We start from the raw sequence: 16,175 nt of genomic DNA on the forward strand, positions 1-16,175 counted from the left end.
CAGATTACCGCTCCTCGGACTCCCTCTTCGTGTGGTCGGCACGCAGATCGGTGATCGCGGCCTCGAAGTCCTCGAGGGAGTCGAACGCCTGGTAGACGCTGGCGAAGCGCAGGAACGCGACCTCATCGAGTTCACGCAGCGGGCCGAGGATCGCGAGACCGATCTCGTTGGTGTCGAGCTGCGAGACACCGGTCTGGCGCACGGCCTCTTCCACGCGCTGTGCGAGCACGGCGAGGTCGCCCTCCGTGACCGGACGGCCCTGGCATGCCTTCCGCACGCCCGTGATGACCTTCTCGCGACTGAACGGCTCCATCACGCCGGAACGCTTGATCACGTTGAGGCTCGCGGTCTCGGTCGTCGTGAAACGGCCACCGCACTCCGGGCACTGTCGACGGCGCCTGATCGAGAGCCCGTCGTCGCTGGTGCGTGAATCGATGACGCGGGAGTCGGGGTGTCGACAGAAGGGGCAGTGCATCTGACCGATCCTACGCGGTGAAACGGGCCTCGATCGCTTCACCGTGTGCGGGGAGCACCTCGGTGTCGGCGAGGGCGACGACTCCGGCACGCACGGCAGCCAGCGCAGCCCTGTCGTAAGAGATGACCTGCTGCGGACGGAGGAACGTGTACGACCCGAGACCCGGGGCGTAACGCGCCTGTCCCCCGGTCGGCAGCACGTGGTTGCTGCCCGCCATGTAGTCTCCGAGGCTGACCGGCGTCTGGTCGCCGACGAACACGGCACCGGCACTGGTGAAGTCGGCGGCGGCATCCTCGGCGTCGACGAGGTGCAGCTCGAGGTGCTCCGGCGCGTAGGCGTTGCTGAACGCCGTGGCCATGGCCCTGTCATCCACGAGGACGATCGCGGACTGCGGTCCCGAGAGAGCGGCGGCGACACGCACACTGTGGCGGGTTCTCGCAGCCATGCGCTCCACCTCGACGGCGACCTGTTCGGCGAGCTCGGCCGCATCGGTGACCAGCACCGCGGACGCCTGCTCGTCGTGCTCAGCCTGGCTCACGAGATCGGCGGCGATGAGTCGCGGATCCGCGTGGGAATCCGCGACGACGAGGATCTCGGTCGCCCCGGCCTCCGAGTCCGTGCCGACCACACCGGCGACCGCGCGCTTCGCGGACGCGACGTAGTTGTTGCCGGGACCGGAGACGACATCGACGGGATCGAGATCCAGTGACGGCACACCGTAGGCCAGGGCACCGATCGCTCCGGCACCGCCCATCGCGTATACCTCCGTCACTCCCAGCAGAGCCGCCGCCGCGAGGATGGTCGGGTGAATCCGCCCGCCCTGATCCGACTGCGGCGGCGATGCCAACGCGATCTGCTCGACCCCGGCGATCTGCGCGGGCACGACGTTCATGATCACGCTGGACGGGTAGACGGCCTTGCCGCCGGGGATGTAGACCCCCACGCGGTGCACCGGCTGCCACCGCTGCGTGATGACGGCCCCGTCCCCGATCCGGGTGACCTGTGTTGCCGGAACCTGCGCGGCGGAGGCCAGACGCACTCGGCGGATCGCCTCCTCGAGCGCGCCTCTGACCTCGGGAGCGAGTTCAGCCAGCGCTGCGGTGATGTGTTCGGCGGGCACTCGTACGGCGTGATCCGTGACGGCGTCGAATCGTTCGGCCTGCTCGCGAAGAGCGTCCTCGCCACGGTCGCGCACGTCCTCGACGATCCGCGCAGCGGTATCGAGCGCTTCGGCACGCGCCTGGGTGGCCCGCGGTACCGCGGCGAGCATGCCTGCGGGCGAGAGCTCGCGCCCTCGCAGGTCTATGGTGCGCATTTCAGCCCTTCGTGATGTCGGAGATGTCGTGGAGGTAGCCGATCCGTCCGTCGTCATGTCGCACGACGAACGCACCCCCACGATCTTCGATCACCAGTGCCCACGCGCTCGGGCCGATGCGGAACAGCGGTTCACCACGCTCGTCGTGGACATCGCGCTCCGAGGGAGCGAGGATCCAGAACGGTTGAGCGGCGGGGGCTGCCTCGCGAGGGTTGGTCGCTTCGAGGTCGGCGTCGGAGACGCCCTCCAACACCAGCGGCGCCGGCTCTTCCGCAACGACGTCGGTCTCATACGTCGCCGCCGTCTCCAGAAGCGACTCGATGCTCCCGGTGTCCGAGACGATCTCGGGTTCCTGACCGCGCGAACGACGCGAGTAGGCGGGCACGTAATCCTCATCCGAGGACTCCTGCTCGGTACCGATGCCGCCGCCCGAGGCGTGGGCAGTGAGCGGCACCTGCTCGGCGAGGTCGAATCGGGCGATCTCGTCGGTCGCCTGCCTCCCGGAGGGCTCGACATCGATCGGGATCACGAGCGCTGGTGTCGCACCATCGACGATGACATCTGTCCGGCCGTCGGCCTGCGCCTCTGTCCCCTCGAGGGGTGCGGACGAGTCGGACCCCGCAGGCGATGCCTCGGCCGACTCGCCGGACGGTTCTTCCGCTGCCGGCGCAGGCTCAGGACGCGGCCGCGCGATGACCGGACGCACCGGATTCGCGTTGCGGTGCGCGAGAGTCACCAGACGACCGTGGAAGTCTTCCTTCAGCCCCGGGATGATCGGAGCGAAGACGGTGAGGACGACGAGGGCCAGAGAGGTGATCACCATGGCGACCCCGTTCCACGGAAGGCTCCACGTGCCTCCGGAGACGAGTGCGGAGATCGCGAGCCACAGGCTGCCGGCCCAGACCACCGCTGACACGGAGAACGCGACCGAGGCGAACTGATCGATGCCCAGCGAACCGACCCTGCGGATGCCGTCGGGCGAGAAGCGGCGCAGCACGAGAAGGAAGACGGCGACAGTCGGGAGCGCGATCGGGAGTATCCATTGGATGCCGACGCCCCACAGCGAGAGGTCGCCGATCAGCGGGAAGAAGGAGAAGACGAAGGACAGCAACCAGACGCCCACGATCAGCAGCTCACGCAGTGTGAAGCCGAGGATGCCGAACTCCGGCGTGACCTCTTCGTCGTAGAGGACGCCGTCATCGTCGCCGAAGACGATGTCCTCGGTGTCCGATCCGGGGAGATCCGTGCTCATGCGTGGTCCTTTCGTCACAGGGCTCGACGGGTGGATTCGTCGTGCTGCCGACGGCTCACGATCCTACCCGCTCACCCCAGACAGGTGGGTCCGAGCAGTGACTTGAGGTCACCGAACAGGTCTGCGGACACCTTGACCGGCATGGGCACCTCGAACACCTTCGCGGTGCCTCCGCGATGCACCCGAAGCAGCACTTCGGTGTCGCCGTTGTGCCGTCGCAGCACCTCTGCGAGCTCCATCATCACCCGCTCTGTCGCGCGCTGCTCGGCGAGGACGAGGGCCAAGGGACCCGCCGCGTCGAAGGACCCCACATCCGGGGCGAAAGCCGACTGCGCGTGCAGGTTGAGTCCGTCATCGCGCCGGGACACGCGCCCGCGGACTGCGAGAATCGCATCCTGCTGCAGCGTGTGCTGGAACTCGGTGTAGGTCTTTCCCATGAACATCACGGTGACCTCACCGTTGAAATCCTCGACGGTGATCATGCCGTAGGGATTTCCGCTCGCCTTGGCGACGCGGTGCTGCACGCTGGTGACGAGCCCGGCCACCGTCACCTGGTCGCCGTCCTGCAGGTCTTCGGAGTTGTTGAGGTCGTGGATCGAGATCGATGCATGCTTCGCGAGAGGCACCTCGAGCCCGGCCAAGGGGTGGTCGGACACGTAGAGACCGAGCATCTCGCGTTCGAAAGCGAGCTTGTCCTTCTTGATCCACTCGGGGCGGGCGGGGACCTTGGCGGGAGCAACCTCGTCCATGCCGTCGTAGAGGCTGTCGAAGTCGAACCCGATGGCGCCCTGTGCCTCGTTGCGCTTGCGATCGACGGCGGCCTCCACCGCGTCTTCATGCACCTCCATGAGCGCTCGACGGGAGTCGCCCATCGAGTCGAAGGCGCCGGCCTTGATCAGCGACTCGACCGTGCGCTTGTTCGAGACGTGCAGCGGAACCTTCTCGAGGAAATGGTGGAACGAGGTGAAGCGCTCGTCCTTGCGGGCCTGCACGATCCCCTCGACGACGTTGCTGCCGACGTTGCGGACGGCGCCGAGGCCGAAGCGGATGTCGTCGCCGACGGCCGCGAAGAAGTTGATCGAGTCGGAGACATCGGGCGGAAGGACCTTGATGCCCATGCGGCGGCACTCGTTCAGGTAGAGCGCCATCTTGTCCTTGGAGTCGCCGACGCTGGTGAGCAGCGCCGCCATGTACTCGGCGGGGTAGTGCGCCTTGAGGTATGCGGTCCAATACGAGACGAGACCGTATGCGGCGGAGTGGGCTTTGTTGAAGGCGTAGTCCGAGAAGGGCAGCAGGATGTCCCACAGCGCCTTGATGGCCGCCTCGCCGAATCCGCGCTCGGTCATACCGCCCGCGAAGCCTTCGTACTGCTTGTCGAGCTCGGACTTCTTCTTCTTGCCCATCGCTCGACGCAGGATGTCTGCCTGTCCGAGGCTGAACCCCGCGACCGCTTGGGCGATGGCCATGACCTGCTCCTGGTAGATGATGAGCCCGTAGGACTCCTCCAGGATCTCGGCGAGCGGCGCCTCCAGCTCGGGGTGGATCGGCGTGATCTCCTGCACCCCGTTCTTGCGCAGCGCATAGTTCGTGTGCGAGTTGGCTCCCATGGGACCCGGCCGATACAGGGCGATGAGGGCCGAGATGTCACCGAAGTTGTCGGGCTTCATCAGACGCATGAGCGAACGCAGCGGCGGGCTGTCGAGCTGGAAGACGCCCAGGGTGTCGCCGCGCGCTAGCAGCTGGTACACGCCGGGGTCGTCGAGACCGAGATGTTCGAGGTCGAGCTCTTCGCCACGGTTCGTGCGGATGTTGTCGAGCGCATCCGAGATGATCGTGAGGTTCCGGAGCCCCAGGAAGTCCATCTTGATCAGACCGAGGGACTCGCACGACGGGTAGTCGAACTGCGTGACGATCTGCCCGTCCTGCTCGCGGCGCATGATCGGAATGATGTCGAGGAGCGGATCGGACGACATGATCACGCCGGCGGCGTGCACGCCCCACTGGCGCTTCAGCCCTTCGAGACCCAGCGCGCGGTCGAAGACCGTCTTCGCCTCGGGATCCGTCTCGATCAGGGTCCTGAACTCGCTCGCCTCCTTGTACCTCGGGTGAGCAGAGTCGAACATGCCGTCGAGGGGCATGTCCTTGCCCATCACGGGCGGCGGCATCGCCTTGGTGAGGCGCTCCCCCATGCTGAACGGGAAGCCGAGCACTCGACCGGCGTCCTTCAGCGCCTGCTTGGACTTGATCGTTCCGTACGTGACGATCTGCGCGACGCGCTCGGATCCGTACTTCTCCGTGACGTAGTCGATGACCTCGCCGCGGCGCCGGTCATCGAAGTCGACGTCGAAGTCGGGCATGGAGACACGGTCGGGGTTGAGGAAGCGCTCGAAGATGAGTCCGTGCTCGAGCGGGTCGAGGTCGGTGATCTTCATCGCGTAGGCGACCATCGAGCCGGCACCCGAGCCACGGCCGGGGCCCACGCGGATGCCGTTGTCCTTGGCCCAGTTGATGAAGTCGGCGACGACGAGGAAGTATCCCGGGAAGCCCATCTGCAGGATGATGCCGGTCTCGTACTCGGCCTGCTTGCGCACCTTGTCGGGGATGCCGCCGGGATATCGGTAGTGCAGGCCGGCCTCCACCTCCTTGATGAGCCAGCTGTCCTCGGTCTCGCCGTCGGGCACAGGGAAGCGCGGCATGTAGTTGGCCGACGTGTTGAACTCGACTTCGCAGCGCTCGGCGATCAGCAGCGTGTTGTCGCAGGCCTCGGGGTGGTCGCGGAACAGTTGGCGCATCTCGGCCGCGGTCTTGATGTAGTACCCGTCGCCGTCGAACTTGAACCGGTTCGGGTCGTCCATCGTCGAGCCCGACTGCACGCACAGGAGGGCCTCGTGCGCGTCGGCCTCGTGCTGGTGCGTGTAGTGAGAGTCGTTGGTGGCGACCAGCGGGATGTTCAGGTCCTTCGAGAGACGGAGGAGATCAGTCATCACGCGTCGCTCGATGGACAGACCGTGGTCCATGATCTCGGCGAAGTAGTTCTCTTTGCCGAACAGGTCCTGGAACTCGGCTGCGGCCGCGCGCGCAGCGTCGTACTGTCCGAGACGCAGGCGCGTCTGGATCTCGCCTGACGGGCATCCGGTGGTCGCGATCAGTCCTTTGGAATAGGTCTGCAGCAGCTCGCGGTCCATGCGCGGCTTGAAGTAGTAGCCCTCCATGCTCGACCGGGAGCTGAGCCGGAACAGGTTGTGCATGCCCTCGGTGCTCTGACTCCACATGGTCATGTGGGTGTACGCACCGGAACCCGAGACGTCGTCGCTCTTCTGATCGGGCGAGCCCCACTGCACGCGCGTCTTGTCACTGCGGTGCGTGCCGGGAGTGACATAGGCCTCGAGCCCGATGATCGGCTTGACACCCGCGGCATTGGCCGCCTTGTAGAACTCGAAAGCCGCGAAAGTGTTGCCGTGATCGGTCACCGCGATGGCCGGCATCTTGTAGTCGGCGGCCGCCTGGGTCATCGCGTTGATCTTCGCCGCTCCGTCGAGCATCGAATACTCGCTGTGCACGTGCAGGTGGACGAAGGAGTCGGATGCCATGCCTCCGATTCTACGGCGGGGCCCCGACACCGGAGGCCGGCGTCGGGGCCCTGGCGCCTCGCTACGGCGCGTCGTCGACGATCGAAATCGACGTCACGACCGAGGCGTTCGGCACGGAAGCCGGTACCCCAGAATGCGAGAACGGTTCGAAACTGGTCACGGCAGAGTGTCGACCACGCTCATCTCGAATGCCATCCGAGAGTCGGGGACGTCACTTGGGATAGGTCCCTCGCCGACGGAGGTGGTGTCCGTGGTCTCAGTCACGATTCCCGTCGCCATGTCGATCGTCAATGTGAACCGCCGAAGAGATGTCTCCGCAGTCTCAGATGCGCCTAGATGGGAGTCGAAGGTGACGGTGCGTTCACCGTCTTGTTCGGCTCCCACCGTTGAGCCCGGGAGCAGGCTGAGCGCCTGATACATCGCAGCACGCATCCCCGGGTCACCGACATTGTGCGACAGCAGTCCGATGAGCAGCCACCCGACCTTTCCATCGGCCCATCCCTGCACATCTGAACCCTGATAGTCGTGAATCCACGCGATCATGGTGGCCGGGTCACGTGGCATCGATTCAAAGAACCACAGGACGTCTTCGGCACCGCTCTCGGGAAGCCGCGGTGAATCCGACGGGAAAGGCGCGACCGCTGGCCCATACGCCTGCATCGTCTCCACCTGTAACGCATGCCCCTGCGCTTGGTCGCCATACACCCCGCCTGCAACCGGAGCCCCCCACTCCTGATACCACTCAGAGTGAAGATCAGCCGGAGCGTAGTCGGCGCCGCTCCGGCTGATCACCCATCCGCTCGATGCCGCCGCGCGCGAGGCGCTGTAGCCGCGACCTCGTCGTAGCTCATCCCCTGCCAGGCATAGAGCAGGAGTGCCTCGCGATCTCTCGGCGCGAGCGCCGCGATGCGCGTCTTCAGCGTCTCGACCTCGCGCTCGGCATCGAGGCGGGACATCGCATCGTCCAGATCTCCGAGCGTCGAGTGCTCTTGCCGGGAGATGGATGCCGCGAACGACTTCCACTGCTTCGCCTCCAGCGCGCGATGGCGACGGATCAGGCGCGAGGCGATGCCGAGAAGCCAGGGCATCGCCGATTCGATGTCCGTGTCGAAATCGGCGCGTCGGCGGAAGGCGACGAGGAATGTCTCGCTCAGGACGTCCTCGGCAGCATGCCGGCCGAGGCGATACGTCGCGAACGCGTTGACCGCGCGCGCATGTCTGTCGAAGAGCTCGGCGAACGCCGCCGGCTGCTGGAGAGATCGCTGGATGATCTCGCTGTCTGTGGTCACGCTATGTATTGGCCGTGCGCCGTCGAGCGGTTCACGCTTTTCTTTGACGACTTCTGCGATGCACCCAGATCGAGCCGCATCAGCACCCGAGGAAATCCGTCCAGGACAGAACCGGTGTCTGCCGCCTTCACGAACCCCGCGCTCTCGAACAACGACCGCGTGCCGACGTACGCCATGGTGAGATTGACCTTCTCGCCGCCGTTGTCGACCGGATACCCCTCGATGGCGGGCGCGCCGCGCTCCATCGCGTAGGCCACTGCTCCCTCGATCAGCGCATGCGAGATGCCCTGCTTCCGATAGCCCGGTCGCACGCGAAAGCACCACAGTGACCATACGTCGAGATCGTCGACGTGCGGGATCAGCCGATTCCGCGCGAAACTGGTGCCGCGACGCGGATGCAGCGCCGCCCATCCCACCGGTTCGTCATCGAGGTACGCGATCACGCCAGGAGGTGGATCCTGGTGGCACAGTTCCCGGACCCGATCGGAACGCTCCTGCCCTTTCAGTGCCACGTTCTCTTTGCTGCCGATGCGGTAGCTCAGGCAGAAGCACACGTTCGACGTCGGCTTCTTCGGCCCGACGAGAGTCGCGACATCGTCGAAATCCGTCGCGGGCAGAACCTCGATGGTCATGGGTTCAGTGTGGCGCACAGGGCCGACATCGCGCGATCGAAGCGGGCTACTCTCCGCGCAGCACGTCCAGTGCGTGCCGGAAGTCCTCGGGATACGGGGACTCGAACGTCACCCAGTCCCCCGTCGTCGGGTGCGCGAAGGCGAGCTGATGCGCGTGCAGCCACTGGCGGGTGAGCCCCAGCCGCGCGGACATCGTCGGGTCTGCTCCGTAGAGCGGGTCGCCGACACAGGGGTGGCGGTGCGCAGCCATGTGCACGCGGATCTGATGCGTGCGGCCCGTCTCGAGGTGGATCTCGAGCAGCGACGCGCCAGGAAACGCCTCGAGCGTCTCATAGTGCGTGACAGACGGCTTCCCGTCGGGCACGACGGCGAACTTCCAGGAGTGGTTGGGGTGACGCCCGATCGGCGCATCGATGGTCCCGGCAAGCGGATCGGGGTGACCTTGGACGACGGCGTGATAGATCTTCTCGACGGTACGGTCCTTGAAGGCCTGCTTCAGGACCGTGTAGGCGTGCTCGGACTTCGCCACGACCATCAGGCCGCTGGTGCCGACGTCGAGTCGGTGCACGACGCCCTGACGTTCCGGAGCGCCGCTGGTCGCCACGCGGAAGCCCGCAGCGGCGAGGGCGCCGACGACCGTCGGGCCCTCCCAGCCGACCGATGGATGGGCGGCGACCCCCGTCGGCTTGTCCACCACGATGATGTCATCGTCGTCGTACACGATGCCGAGCTCCGGCACGGCGAGGGGAACGATCTTCGGCGCCTCCTTCGGCTGCCATTCGACATCGAGCCAGCCGCCCGCGCGCAGACGGTCGGACTTGTCGAGTGTCACGCCGTCGAGTCGTACTCCCCCTGCGGCGGCGACGTCAGCAGCGAAGGTGCGGGAGAACCCCATCAGCTTCGCCAAGGCTGCATCGACGCGGGTACCGTCCAAACCGTCCGGAACCGGCAGGGACCGCGATTCCACGGTCAACGTCCTTCCGATGCGGGAGCCGCATCCTCCGAGGGAGAATCGTCATCGGTCGAACGCACCGGCACGGGAGCATCGGCGTCGAGCATGTCGTCATCGGTGTCTGTCGCCAGGACAGCCGCCGTCGCGGCGGCTTCGGCTTCTTCCTCGGTCTCGACGATCTCGTGATCGCGTTCGCGCGTACCGTCGAAGCGCAGGCCGAAGACCACGAGCAACGCGACCGAGATCATCCCGGTCACGATGAAGATGTCGGCGACGTTGAAGATCGCCGGCATCATCCACGGCATCGAGATCATGTCGACGACGTGCCCCACCGGAAAACCGGGCTCACGAAACAGACGATCACTGAGGTTGCCGAGGACTCCGCCGAGGAGACAGCCGAGCACGACCGCCCACAGGCGGGACTTGAGCCCGAACGCCTTCCAGACGATCACGCACGCTACGACCGCGAGGGCGATCGTGAAGATCCAGGTGACCTCGGATCCCAGGGAGAACGCCGCCCCGGGGTTGCGAACGTAGTACAGCTGAAGGAACTCCCCCAGGACCGGAACCGGCTCCTGGTAGGGGAGGTTCTCGATCGTGAGGTACTTCACAAACTGATCGGCGGCCAGTACGAGCGCTGCGAGAATCGCAACGACCGCACCGGCCGCCGACCGACGAAGGGGACGGCGTCCTGACAAGAGGGCGCCTTACAGACCGATCGCGGAAACGGGTGTCGAGTCCGTGGAGGTCGACTTCTCGTCGAGCTCGCGGAGCTGACCCTCGATGTAGCCGCGCAGCTGCGAGCGGTAGTCGCGCTCGAAGTTGCGGAGTTCGGTGATACGAGCCTCGAGAGTGTTGCGCTCGCGCTCGAGTCGTGCGGACTCCTCGCGCTGCTTGGCCTCGGCCTCGGTGCGGATGCGGGCGACCTCGGTCTCGGCCTCCGCGATGAGCGCGTTCCGCTTCGCCTCGCCCTCGGCGACATGCTCGTCGTGCAGACGCTGTGCGAGTTCGATGATGCCAGCGGTCGCGGTCGCGGAACCGGTCGGAGCGGGCTCCGCCGGGACCTCGGCCACGGGTGCGGGAGCCTCGACAGCGGCGGGCGCGGCGGCTTCAGGAGCAGCACCGGACTCGTACGCGGCCAGCTTGGCCTTCAGCTCCACGTTCTCCTCGAGAGCCTTGCGCCACTCGATGACGATCTCGTCGAGGAAGTCGTCCACCTCGTCCGGGTCGAAGCCGTCCTTGAAGCGGACGTGCTGGAACTGCTTGGTGACGACGTCATCCGGGGTAAGTGCCATGGGTGGCTCCTCTTTCGATGAGTTCGATTGCCAGTATCGATGTATGGCGTGGTCGTGATGTGGCGCGAACCCGGGGCGCGCACCTGGGTGCCAGCATAGCCCCCGAGCATTGGCGCCGCGATGTCACGACACCCAGAGTGGGAGAAGTCGCAGCCACCGAATCAGGGGACACGCCGGGATTTCAGCGGATGAACAGCCCGACGACGTTCATCAGAATCAGGACGATCAGCAGAGTCAGCGCGAAGCCGAAGTCGAGCGAGAGCGAGCCGATCCGCAGTGGCGGGATGATCCGCCGGAAGAACCGGATGGGCGGATCGGTGAGGGTGTAGACGGCCTCGGCGAGCACGAGCCCGAATCCCTTCGGACGCCATTCGCGATTGAACATCGGAATGTAGTCCAGGATCAGGCGCGCGAACAGCACGAAGACGTACAGCAGGAGCACCAGATGGACGATGCTCGCGAGGACGGAGACCAGCTGCACGGGCTACGACTGGTCGAAGCCCGCAGACTCGGCGTCTGCGTGTGCGATGCCCCCGTGACCCGATACGGCGATGTTCTCCGGCGACAGCAGGAACACCTTCGAGGTCACGCGCTCGATCCGGCCGTAGAGGCCGAGGGAGAGCCCGCTCGCGAAGTCGATGAGGCGGCGCGCGTCGGCATCGCTCATCTGGGAGAGGTTGATGATGACCGGGACACCCTCGCGGAAGCTCTCCGCGATCAGCTGGGCGTCGCGGTACTGCTTCGGGTGGACGGTGAGAATCTCGTTCACGGCTCCTGCAGACGGCTGGCGGACGGCGACGGGGCGGCGCAACGGCGTGACGGGGGCCGGTGCTGGCTCCTCGCGGTCACGGTCACGGTCACGCTCGCGGTGAGCGCGGGCGGGCGCCTGCGTCTCTTCCTCGTAGACCTCTTCTTCATCGGCGAGGCCGAGATACACCATGGTCTTCTTCAGTGGGTTACCCATCGTGTCCTCCGGTTCGAACGTGTCGGGCTGGTCTTTTCACAGGTTAACCCCGGTCGGGCCGGGGGCCGGTGATTGCGGAACCGATCCGCAGGTGTGTCGCGCCGGCGGCGATCGCCTCGGCGAAGTCTCCGGTCATCCCGGCTGAGATCCACGACGCGGTTGAGTCGATCGCACGCACGCTGTCGGCGATGTCGTGCAGACGAGCGAAAGCGGAAGCGGGTTCCTCATCGAGGGGCGCCACGGCCATGACGCCGCGCAGCCGCAACGACGGCAGGGCCAGGACATGCTCCGCGAGGGCGACCGCCTGAGCCGGCACGACTCCCCCACGACCGGGGTCGTCGGTGAGATTGACCTGGACGAGAACATCGAGCCGACCGTCATCGTCCGCTGCGCGGTGCAGAGCATCCGCGAACCGGTCTCGATCGACCGAGTGCACGACGTCCGCACTCCGGCGGATCGCCGCCGCCTTGTTCGTCTGCCCCTGGCCGATGAAGTGCCAGCGCAGATCGGATGCTGCGACTTCTGCTTCCTTCGCCGACAACTCCTGCTGTCGGTTCTCGCCGACGTCCTTCACGCCCAGCCCGTGCAGGGCACGGACCAATGACGCCGGGTGGAACTTCGTCACCACGATCCGGGTGATCTCCTCGGAGCTCCGTCCGGCCGCCTGCGCGGCGGCGGCGATCTTCTCGTCGATCGCCGACAGCCGCGCAGCCAGGCCGGAAGGCTCGGCCGCGTCGACCGAGGACGTCACTTCAGGAATTCGGGGATGTCGATGTCGTCATCGGCGAATGCCGGCTCGATGCTGGTGGCCGGAACGCGCTGCTGAACGGGCTCAGGCTGAGCCGTCTCGCTCTTGCTCTCGGGTTCGTCTGTGAGCGCGACCTCGGGAAGCGACGTCGTGGACGGCCGCGAAACGACCATCGGGTCCAGCCGGAGGGAGGGTTCGCCGCCGTCGAAGCCGGCCGCGATCACCGTCACCCGCACTTCATCGCCGAGCGTGTCGTCGATGACCGTACCGAAGATGATGTTGGCTTCGGGGTGGGCGGCTTCCTTGACGAGGTCGGCCGCATCGTGGATCTCGAAGATCCCGAGGTTCGAGCCGCCCTGGATCGAGAGCAGCACGCCGTGCGCACCTTCGATGCTCGCTTCCAGGAGCGGAGACTCCACGGCCAGCTCTGCGGCTTTGATGGCACGGTCGGCCCCACGAGCGGAGCCGATGCCCATGAGCGCGGATCCCGCACCCTGCATGACCGACTTCACGTCGGCGAAGTCGAGGTTGATGAGACCCGGAGTCGTGATCAGGTCGGTGATGCCCTGCACACCGGCGAGGAGCACCTGGTCGGCCGTGGCGAAGGCCTCGATCATCGAGATGCCGCGGTCGCTGATCTCGAGGAGGCGGTCATTCGGCACCACGATGAGGGTGTCGACCTCTTCCTTGAGCTTGGAGACACCGGCTTCGGCCTGGCTCTGGCGGCGGCGACCCTCGAAGGAGAACGGCTTCGTCACGACACCGATGGTGAGGGCGCCGATGGACTTCGCGATGCGTGCCACGACGGGCGCGCCACCGGTTCCGGTGCCACCGCCCTCGCCGGCCGTCACGAAGACCATGTCCGCACCGGTCAGAGCCTGCTCGATCTCCTCGGCATGGTCCTCTGCGGCACGTCGGCCCACCTCGGGGTCGGCGCCGGCACCGAGGCCGCGGGTGAGTTCGCGACCCACGTCGAGCTTGACGTCGGCGTCGCTCATGAGCAGCGCCTGCGCGTCGGTGTTCACGGCGATGAACTCGACTCCGCGAAGGCCGAGATCGATCATGCGGTTCACGGCGTTGACGCCGCCACCGCCGACGCCGACGACCTTGATCACGGCGAGGTAGTTCTGGTTCTGGCTCATGGCCGGCCTCCGATTATTCGAGCCTGGAAGTGGGTGAACCTTAAACCTCAAGTAGAGGTGTAAAGTATTTCCCGGTATTGCGTTCTCTTTGATCGAAGGTAAGCGCCGCCCGCCCGCGTTCGCGCGAAGACACGGGCGTGTCGCCCCATTCCCCGCGAAAGGGATCAGCCGACGACGGCGACTTCGGGGGAAGTGACGTCGATCGACGCGGCTTCGGGGTTCGAGGCCATCGCCTTCGAGAGGACGACGGCCTTCAGCGCGGACTCCTCCGCGCTCCCCCAGACCACACTCAACCCGCTGTTGAGCGTGAGAGTCACGTCATCGGCGGTGCGCGCGCTGATCCCCGTCAGCGCCGCACGGATGTCGGCCGGGAGCGAGCGCACCACGAGACCTGCGCTGCGGAACGCCGCCGAGTCGACGCCGCCCGGGACGTCGATCACCGGCTGCCCCGCAGGCTGATCCGAGGTGGTGGAGAGGGCGACACCGGCGGCATCGACCAGCGTGTACCCGGCGTCCGAACGGATGATGCCGACCGGAGTGCGTTCCACGATGCGCACGGTCAGGTCATGTGGTGGACGTGCTTCGAGGGAATAGGTCTCGATGAGGGGGAAGGCCAGCAACGCGGCCTTCACCTTGCTGGAGTCGACGAGCGCGAGCGGGGTTCCGAGCTGGTCGCCGAGCGCGGCCTCGATGGCTGCGGGGTCGAGAGTCGTGGCCCCGGCGACGCTGATCTTCTGAACGGCGAAGAGCGGACTGTAGGCCGCGGCGACACTGCCCCCGACGAGCAGGAGTGCGGCGCCGATGCTGCTCAGCCACACGATCCTGCGCCGTCTGGAGCGCTGCGTGAAACGACGGATCTCGGCGCGAAGCGCCTTGCGTCGTGCGCGGGCTGCGCGCCAGACGTCCCTCGTCGACGTCGGCTGCGGATCGTCCGTCGACGCTTCACCCCTGTGCTCTTCGCTCGTCACGTCATCGGGCGTCACGTCATCGGAGGCCGAGAACTCCACCTCCGCTTCAGCATCGCGTCGCCGCCTGCGGGGCTTCGCCCCCGGCGCGGCGTCCTTCTCCCCCGGACTCTCCGGGGTCGTCGGAAGCGGTGCAGGCCGACGCATCGGCTATGCCCCGTCGGTCCGACGCAGCGAATCCAGGACCTGCGGGATGATCTGGTAGACGTTTCCGCAGCCGAGCGTGACGATGAAGTCACCTTCCCGTGCGACGGCTGCGGTGTAGTCGGCGGCCTGCTGCCAATCCGCGACGAAGTGCACGTGCGACGGGTCCTCGAACGCGCCGCTCACCAACTCGCCGGTGACACCGGGCACGGGGTCCTCCCGGGCGCCGTACACGTCGAGCATCACGGTGTGATCGGCGAACTCCTCGAGGACGTCGGCGAACTCCTGGTACATGTGCTGCGTGCGCGAGTAGGTGTGGGGCTGCTGAATCGCGATGATCCGTCCCGCTCCTGCGATGCTGCGCATCGCCTCGAGTGCAGCCCGCACCTCCGTGGGGTGGTGCGAATAGTCGTCGTACACGGTCACGCCGCGCTCGACACCGTGCTGCTCCAGTCGACGCACGGTTCCCGCGAAGCCTTCGACGGCGCGAACGGCCTCCGCGAGCGAGTAGCCGAGCGCACGCAACACCGTCACGGCCCCCGCCGCATTGATCGCGTTGTGCACACCGGGAACGGCGAGCTGCATACGCGCCTGTTCCTCACCGTGCGTCAGCGTGGCGGCGACCGGACCCGCGGCGACGATGTCGGTGACGCGTACATCCGCTCCTTCGGCCTGACCGAACGTCAGCACGTTCGGGTGAGAGAGACCGGCACCGACCCGCAGCGCACCCGCGTCGTCGCTGGAGATCACGACCGCCTCCGTCGCGGCGTCCGCGAACTGCACGAATGCCTGGTGGAAGGCCTCATCCGAGCCGTAGTGATCGAGGTGGTCGGGATCGACGTTGGTGATCAATGCGACAGCGGTGTCGTACAGCAGGAACGTGCCATCGGACTCGTCGGCTTCGATGACGAACAGCTCTCCCGATCCAGTCGCGCTGGATGTGCCGAGCTGCTCGATCACGCCGCCGTTGACGAAGTGCGGATCCGCGCCGAGCTCACGCAGGGCGGTCACGATCATGCCCGTCGACGTCGTCTTTCCATGGGCGCCGGCGACGGAGACGAGACGGCGTGTGCCGATCAGCCAGTGCAGGGCCTGCGACCGGTGGATCACGTGGAGTCCACGGGCCTTCGCGGTCACGAACTCGGGATTCTCCGGCCAGATCGCTCCGGTGTGCACGACGGTGTCGGCGTCACCGAGGTGAGCGGCGTCGTGACCCACGTGCACCGTCGCGCCGGCGGCCGCCAGCGCGCGCAGATTGTCGCTGTCCGCGCGGTCGCTACCGGAGACGCGGATGCCGGCGTCGAGGAACATCTTCGCGAGACCGCTCATACCGGAACCGCCGATGCCGATGAAGTGCGCGGAGGTGATCGTCTCGGGAATGGGGAGGGAGAGGTCGGGTCTGATCATTTCCG

16 protein-coding genes are annotated in these 16,175 nt (G+C 66.5%); all 16 read right to left on the reverse strand.

Annotated features, from left to right (window positions below):
- Nucleotides 1-4: 4 nt before the first annotated feature.
- Nucleotides 5-475, reverse strand: a complete 471-nt coding sequence (nrdR, locus tag DW307_RS14270) for a transcriptional regulator NrdR (RefSeq protein ID WP_021201559.1) — start codon at nucleotides 473-475, stop codon at nucleotides 5-7.
- Nucleotides 476-485: 10 nt separating this feature from the next.
- Nucleotides 486-1,790 carry a histidinol dehydrogenase gene (gene hisD, locus DW307_RS14275; protein ID WP_136025031.1) on the reverse strand — a complete coding sequence of 435 codons (1,305 nt, stop codon included), beginning with the start codon at nucleotides 1,788-1,790 and terminating at the stop codon, nucleotides 486-488.
- 1 nt (nucleotide 1,791) lies between these two features.
- Entirely contained in the window at nucleotides 1,792-3,042 is a 1,251-nt protein-coding gene (locus tag DW307_RS14280) for a hypothetical protein (RefSeq protein ID WP_136025032.1), read from the reverse strand.
- A 71-nt stretch (nucleotides 3,043-3,113) separates the two neighbouring features.
- On the reverse strand, nucleotides 3,114-6,632 hold the full coding sequence (gene dnaE / locus DW307_RS14285) for a DNA polymerase III subunit alpha (RefSeq protein ID WP_021201562.1): 3,519 nt from the start codon (nucleotides 6,630-6,632) through the stop codon (nucleotides 3,114-3,116).
- A 156-nt stretch (nucleotides 6,633-6,788) separates the two neighbouring features.
- Nucleotides 6,789-7,424 (reverse strand): hypothetical protein, encoded by a 636-nt coding sequence (locus tag DW307_RS14290; RefSeq protein WP_136025033.1) that lies wholly within the window; start codon nucleotides 7,422-7,424, stop codon nucleotides 6,789-6,791.
- Nucleotides 7,421-7,921, reverse strand: coding sequence for an RNA polymerase sigma factor (locus tag DW307_RS14295; protein WP_081859635.1), 501 nt, complete (start codon nucleotides 7,919-7,921; stop codon nucleotides 7,421-7,423). The genes DW307_RS14290 and DW307_RS14295 overlap by 4 nt, the downstream gene beginning before the upstream one ends.
- On the reverse strand, nucleotides 7,918-8,553 hold the full coding sequence (locus DW307_RS14300; protein ID WP_136025034.1) for a GNAT family N-acetyltransferase: 636 nt from the start codon (nucleotides 8,551-8,553) through the stop codon (nucleotides 7,918-7,920). Before DW307_RS14300 ends, DW307_RS14295 begins: the two co-directional genes overlap by 4 nt.
- 46 nt (nucleotides 8,554-8,599) lie before the next feature.
- On the reverse strand, nucleotides 8,600-9,520 hold the full coding sequence (locus tag DW307_RS14305; RefSeq protein ID WP_029264919.1) for an RluA family pseudouridine synthase: 921 nt from the start codon (nucleotides 9,518-9,520) through the stop codon (nucleotides 8,600-8,602).
- A 2-nt stretch (nucleotides 9,521-9,522) separates the two neighbouring features.
- Entirely contained in the window at nucleotides 9,523-10,203 is a 681-nt protein-coding gene (gene lspA / locus DW307_RS14310) for a signal peptidase II (RefSeq protein ID WP_046399048.1), read from the reverse strand.
- Between the two features lie 9 nt (nucleotides 10,204-10,212).
- Nucleotides 10,213-10,800: a DivIVA domain-containing protein gene (locus DW307_RS14315; protein WP_021201570.1), complete on the reverse strand. Its 588-nt coding sequence runs from the start codon at nucleotides 10,798-10,800 to the stop codon at nucleotides 10,213-10,215.
- 181 nt (nucleotides 10,801-10,981) lie between these two features.
- Nucleotides 10,982-11,281 (reverse strand): YggT family protein, encoded by a 300-nt coding sequence (locus DW307_RS14320; protein ID WP_029258344.1) that lies wholly within the window; start codon nucleotides 11,279-11,281, stop codon nucleotides 10,982-10,984.
- Nucleotides 11,282-11,284: 3 nt separating this feature from the next.
- Nucleotides 11,285-11,764, reverse strand: a complete 480-nt coding sequence (locus DW307_RS14325) for a cell division protein SepF (RefSeq protein WP_021199342.1) — start codon at nucleotides 11,762-11,764, stop codon at nucleotides 11,285-11,287.
- Between the two features lie 43 nt (nucleotides 11,765-11,807).
- Complete coding sequence (locus DW307_RS14330) at nucleotides 11,808-12,515, reverse strand: YggS family pyridoxal phosphate-dependent enzyme (RefSeq protein WP_029264917.1); 708 nt, start codon at nucleotides 12,513-12,515, stop codon at nucleotides 11,808-11,810.
- Nucleotides 12,512-13,654, reverse strand: coding sequence for a cell division protein FtsZ (gene ftsZ, locus DW307_RS14335; RefSeq protein ID WP_029258346.1), 1,143 nt, complete (start codon nucleotides 13,652-13,654; stop codon nucleotides 12,512-12,514). The genes DW307_RS14330 and ftsZ overlap by 4 nt, the downstream gene beginning before the upstream one ends.
- 164 nt (nucleotides 13,655-13,818) lie before the next feature.
- Nucleotides 13,819-14,766, reverse strand: coding sequence for an FtsQ-type POTRA domain-containing protein (locus DW307_RS14340; RefSeq protein WP_029264915.1), 948 nt, complete (start codon nucleotides 14,764-14,766; stop codon nucleotides 13,819-13,821).
- 3 nt (nucleotides 14,767-14,769) lie between these two features.
- Nucleotides 14,770-16,170: a UDP-N-acetylmuramate--L-alanine ligase gene (murC, locus tag DW307_RS14345; protein WP_029264914.1), complete on the reverse strand. Its 1,401-nt coding sequence runs from the start codon at nucleotides 16,168-16,170 to the stop codon at nucleotides 14,770-14,772.
- Nucleotides 16,171-16,175: the final 5 nt, after the last annotated feature.

Origin of the sequence: Microbacterium sp. K27 (assembly GCF_004794435.1) — a bacterium.
In the GTDB taxonomy this organism is placed as follows: domain Bacteria; phylum Actinomycetota; class Actinomycetes; order Actinomycetales; family Microbacteriaceae; genus Microbacterium; species Microbacterium maritypicum_A.

What these genes read in the sequence shown, in the direction of transcription:
- murC (WP_029264914.1), bottom strand. Translation starts at nt 16,170, where the DNA reads ATGATCAGACCCGACCTCTCCCTCCCCATTCCCGAGACGATCACCTCC.
- hisD (WP_136025031.1), bottom strand. Translation starts at nt 1,790, where the DNA reads ATGCGCACCATAGACCTGCGAGGGCGCGAGCTCTCGCCCGCAGGCATG.
- ftsZ (WP_029258346.1), bottom strand. Translation starts at nt 13,654, where the DNA reads ATGAGCCAGAACCAGAACTACCTCGCCGTGATCAAGGTCGTCGGCGTC.
- DW307_RS14325 (WP_021199342.1), bottom strand. Translation starts at nt 11,764, where the DNA reads ATGGGTAACCCACTGAAGAAGACCATGGTGTATCTCGGCCTCGCCGAT.
- DW307_RS14315 (WP_021201570.1), bottom strand. Translation starts at nt 10,800, where the DNA reads ATGGCACTTACCCCGGATGACGTCGTCACCAAGCAGTTCCAGCACGTC.
- nrdR (WP_021201559.1), bottom strand. Translation starts at nt 475, where the DNA reads ATGCACTGCCCCTTCTGTCGACACCCCGACTCCCGCGTCATCGATTCA.
- DW307_RS14300 (WP_136025034.1), bottom strand. Translation starts at nt 8,553, where the DNA reads ATGACCATCGAGGTTCTGCCCGCGACGGATTTCGACGATGTCGCGACT.
- DW307_RS14340 (WP_029264915.1), bottom strand. Translation starts at nt 14,766, where the DNA reads ATGCGTCGGCCTGCACCGCTTCCGACGACCCCGGAGAGTCCGGGGGAG.
- dnaE (WP_021201562.1), bottom strand. Translation starts at nt 6,632, where the DNA reads ATGGCATCCGACTCCTTCGTCCACCTGCACGTGCACAGCGAGTATTCG.
- DW307_RS14280 (WP_136025032.1), bottom strand. Translation starts at nt 3,042, where the DNA reads ATGAGCACGGATCTCCCCGGATCGGACACCGAGGACATCGTCTTCGGC.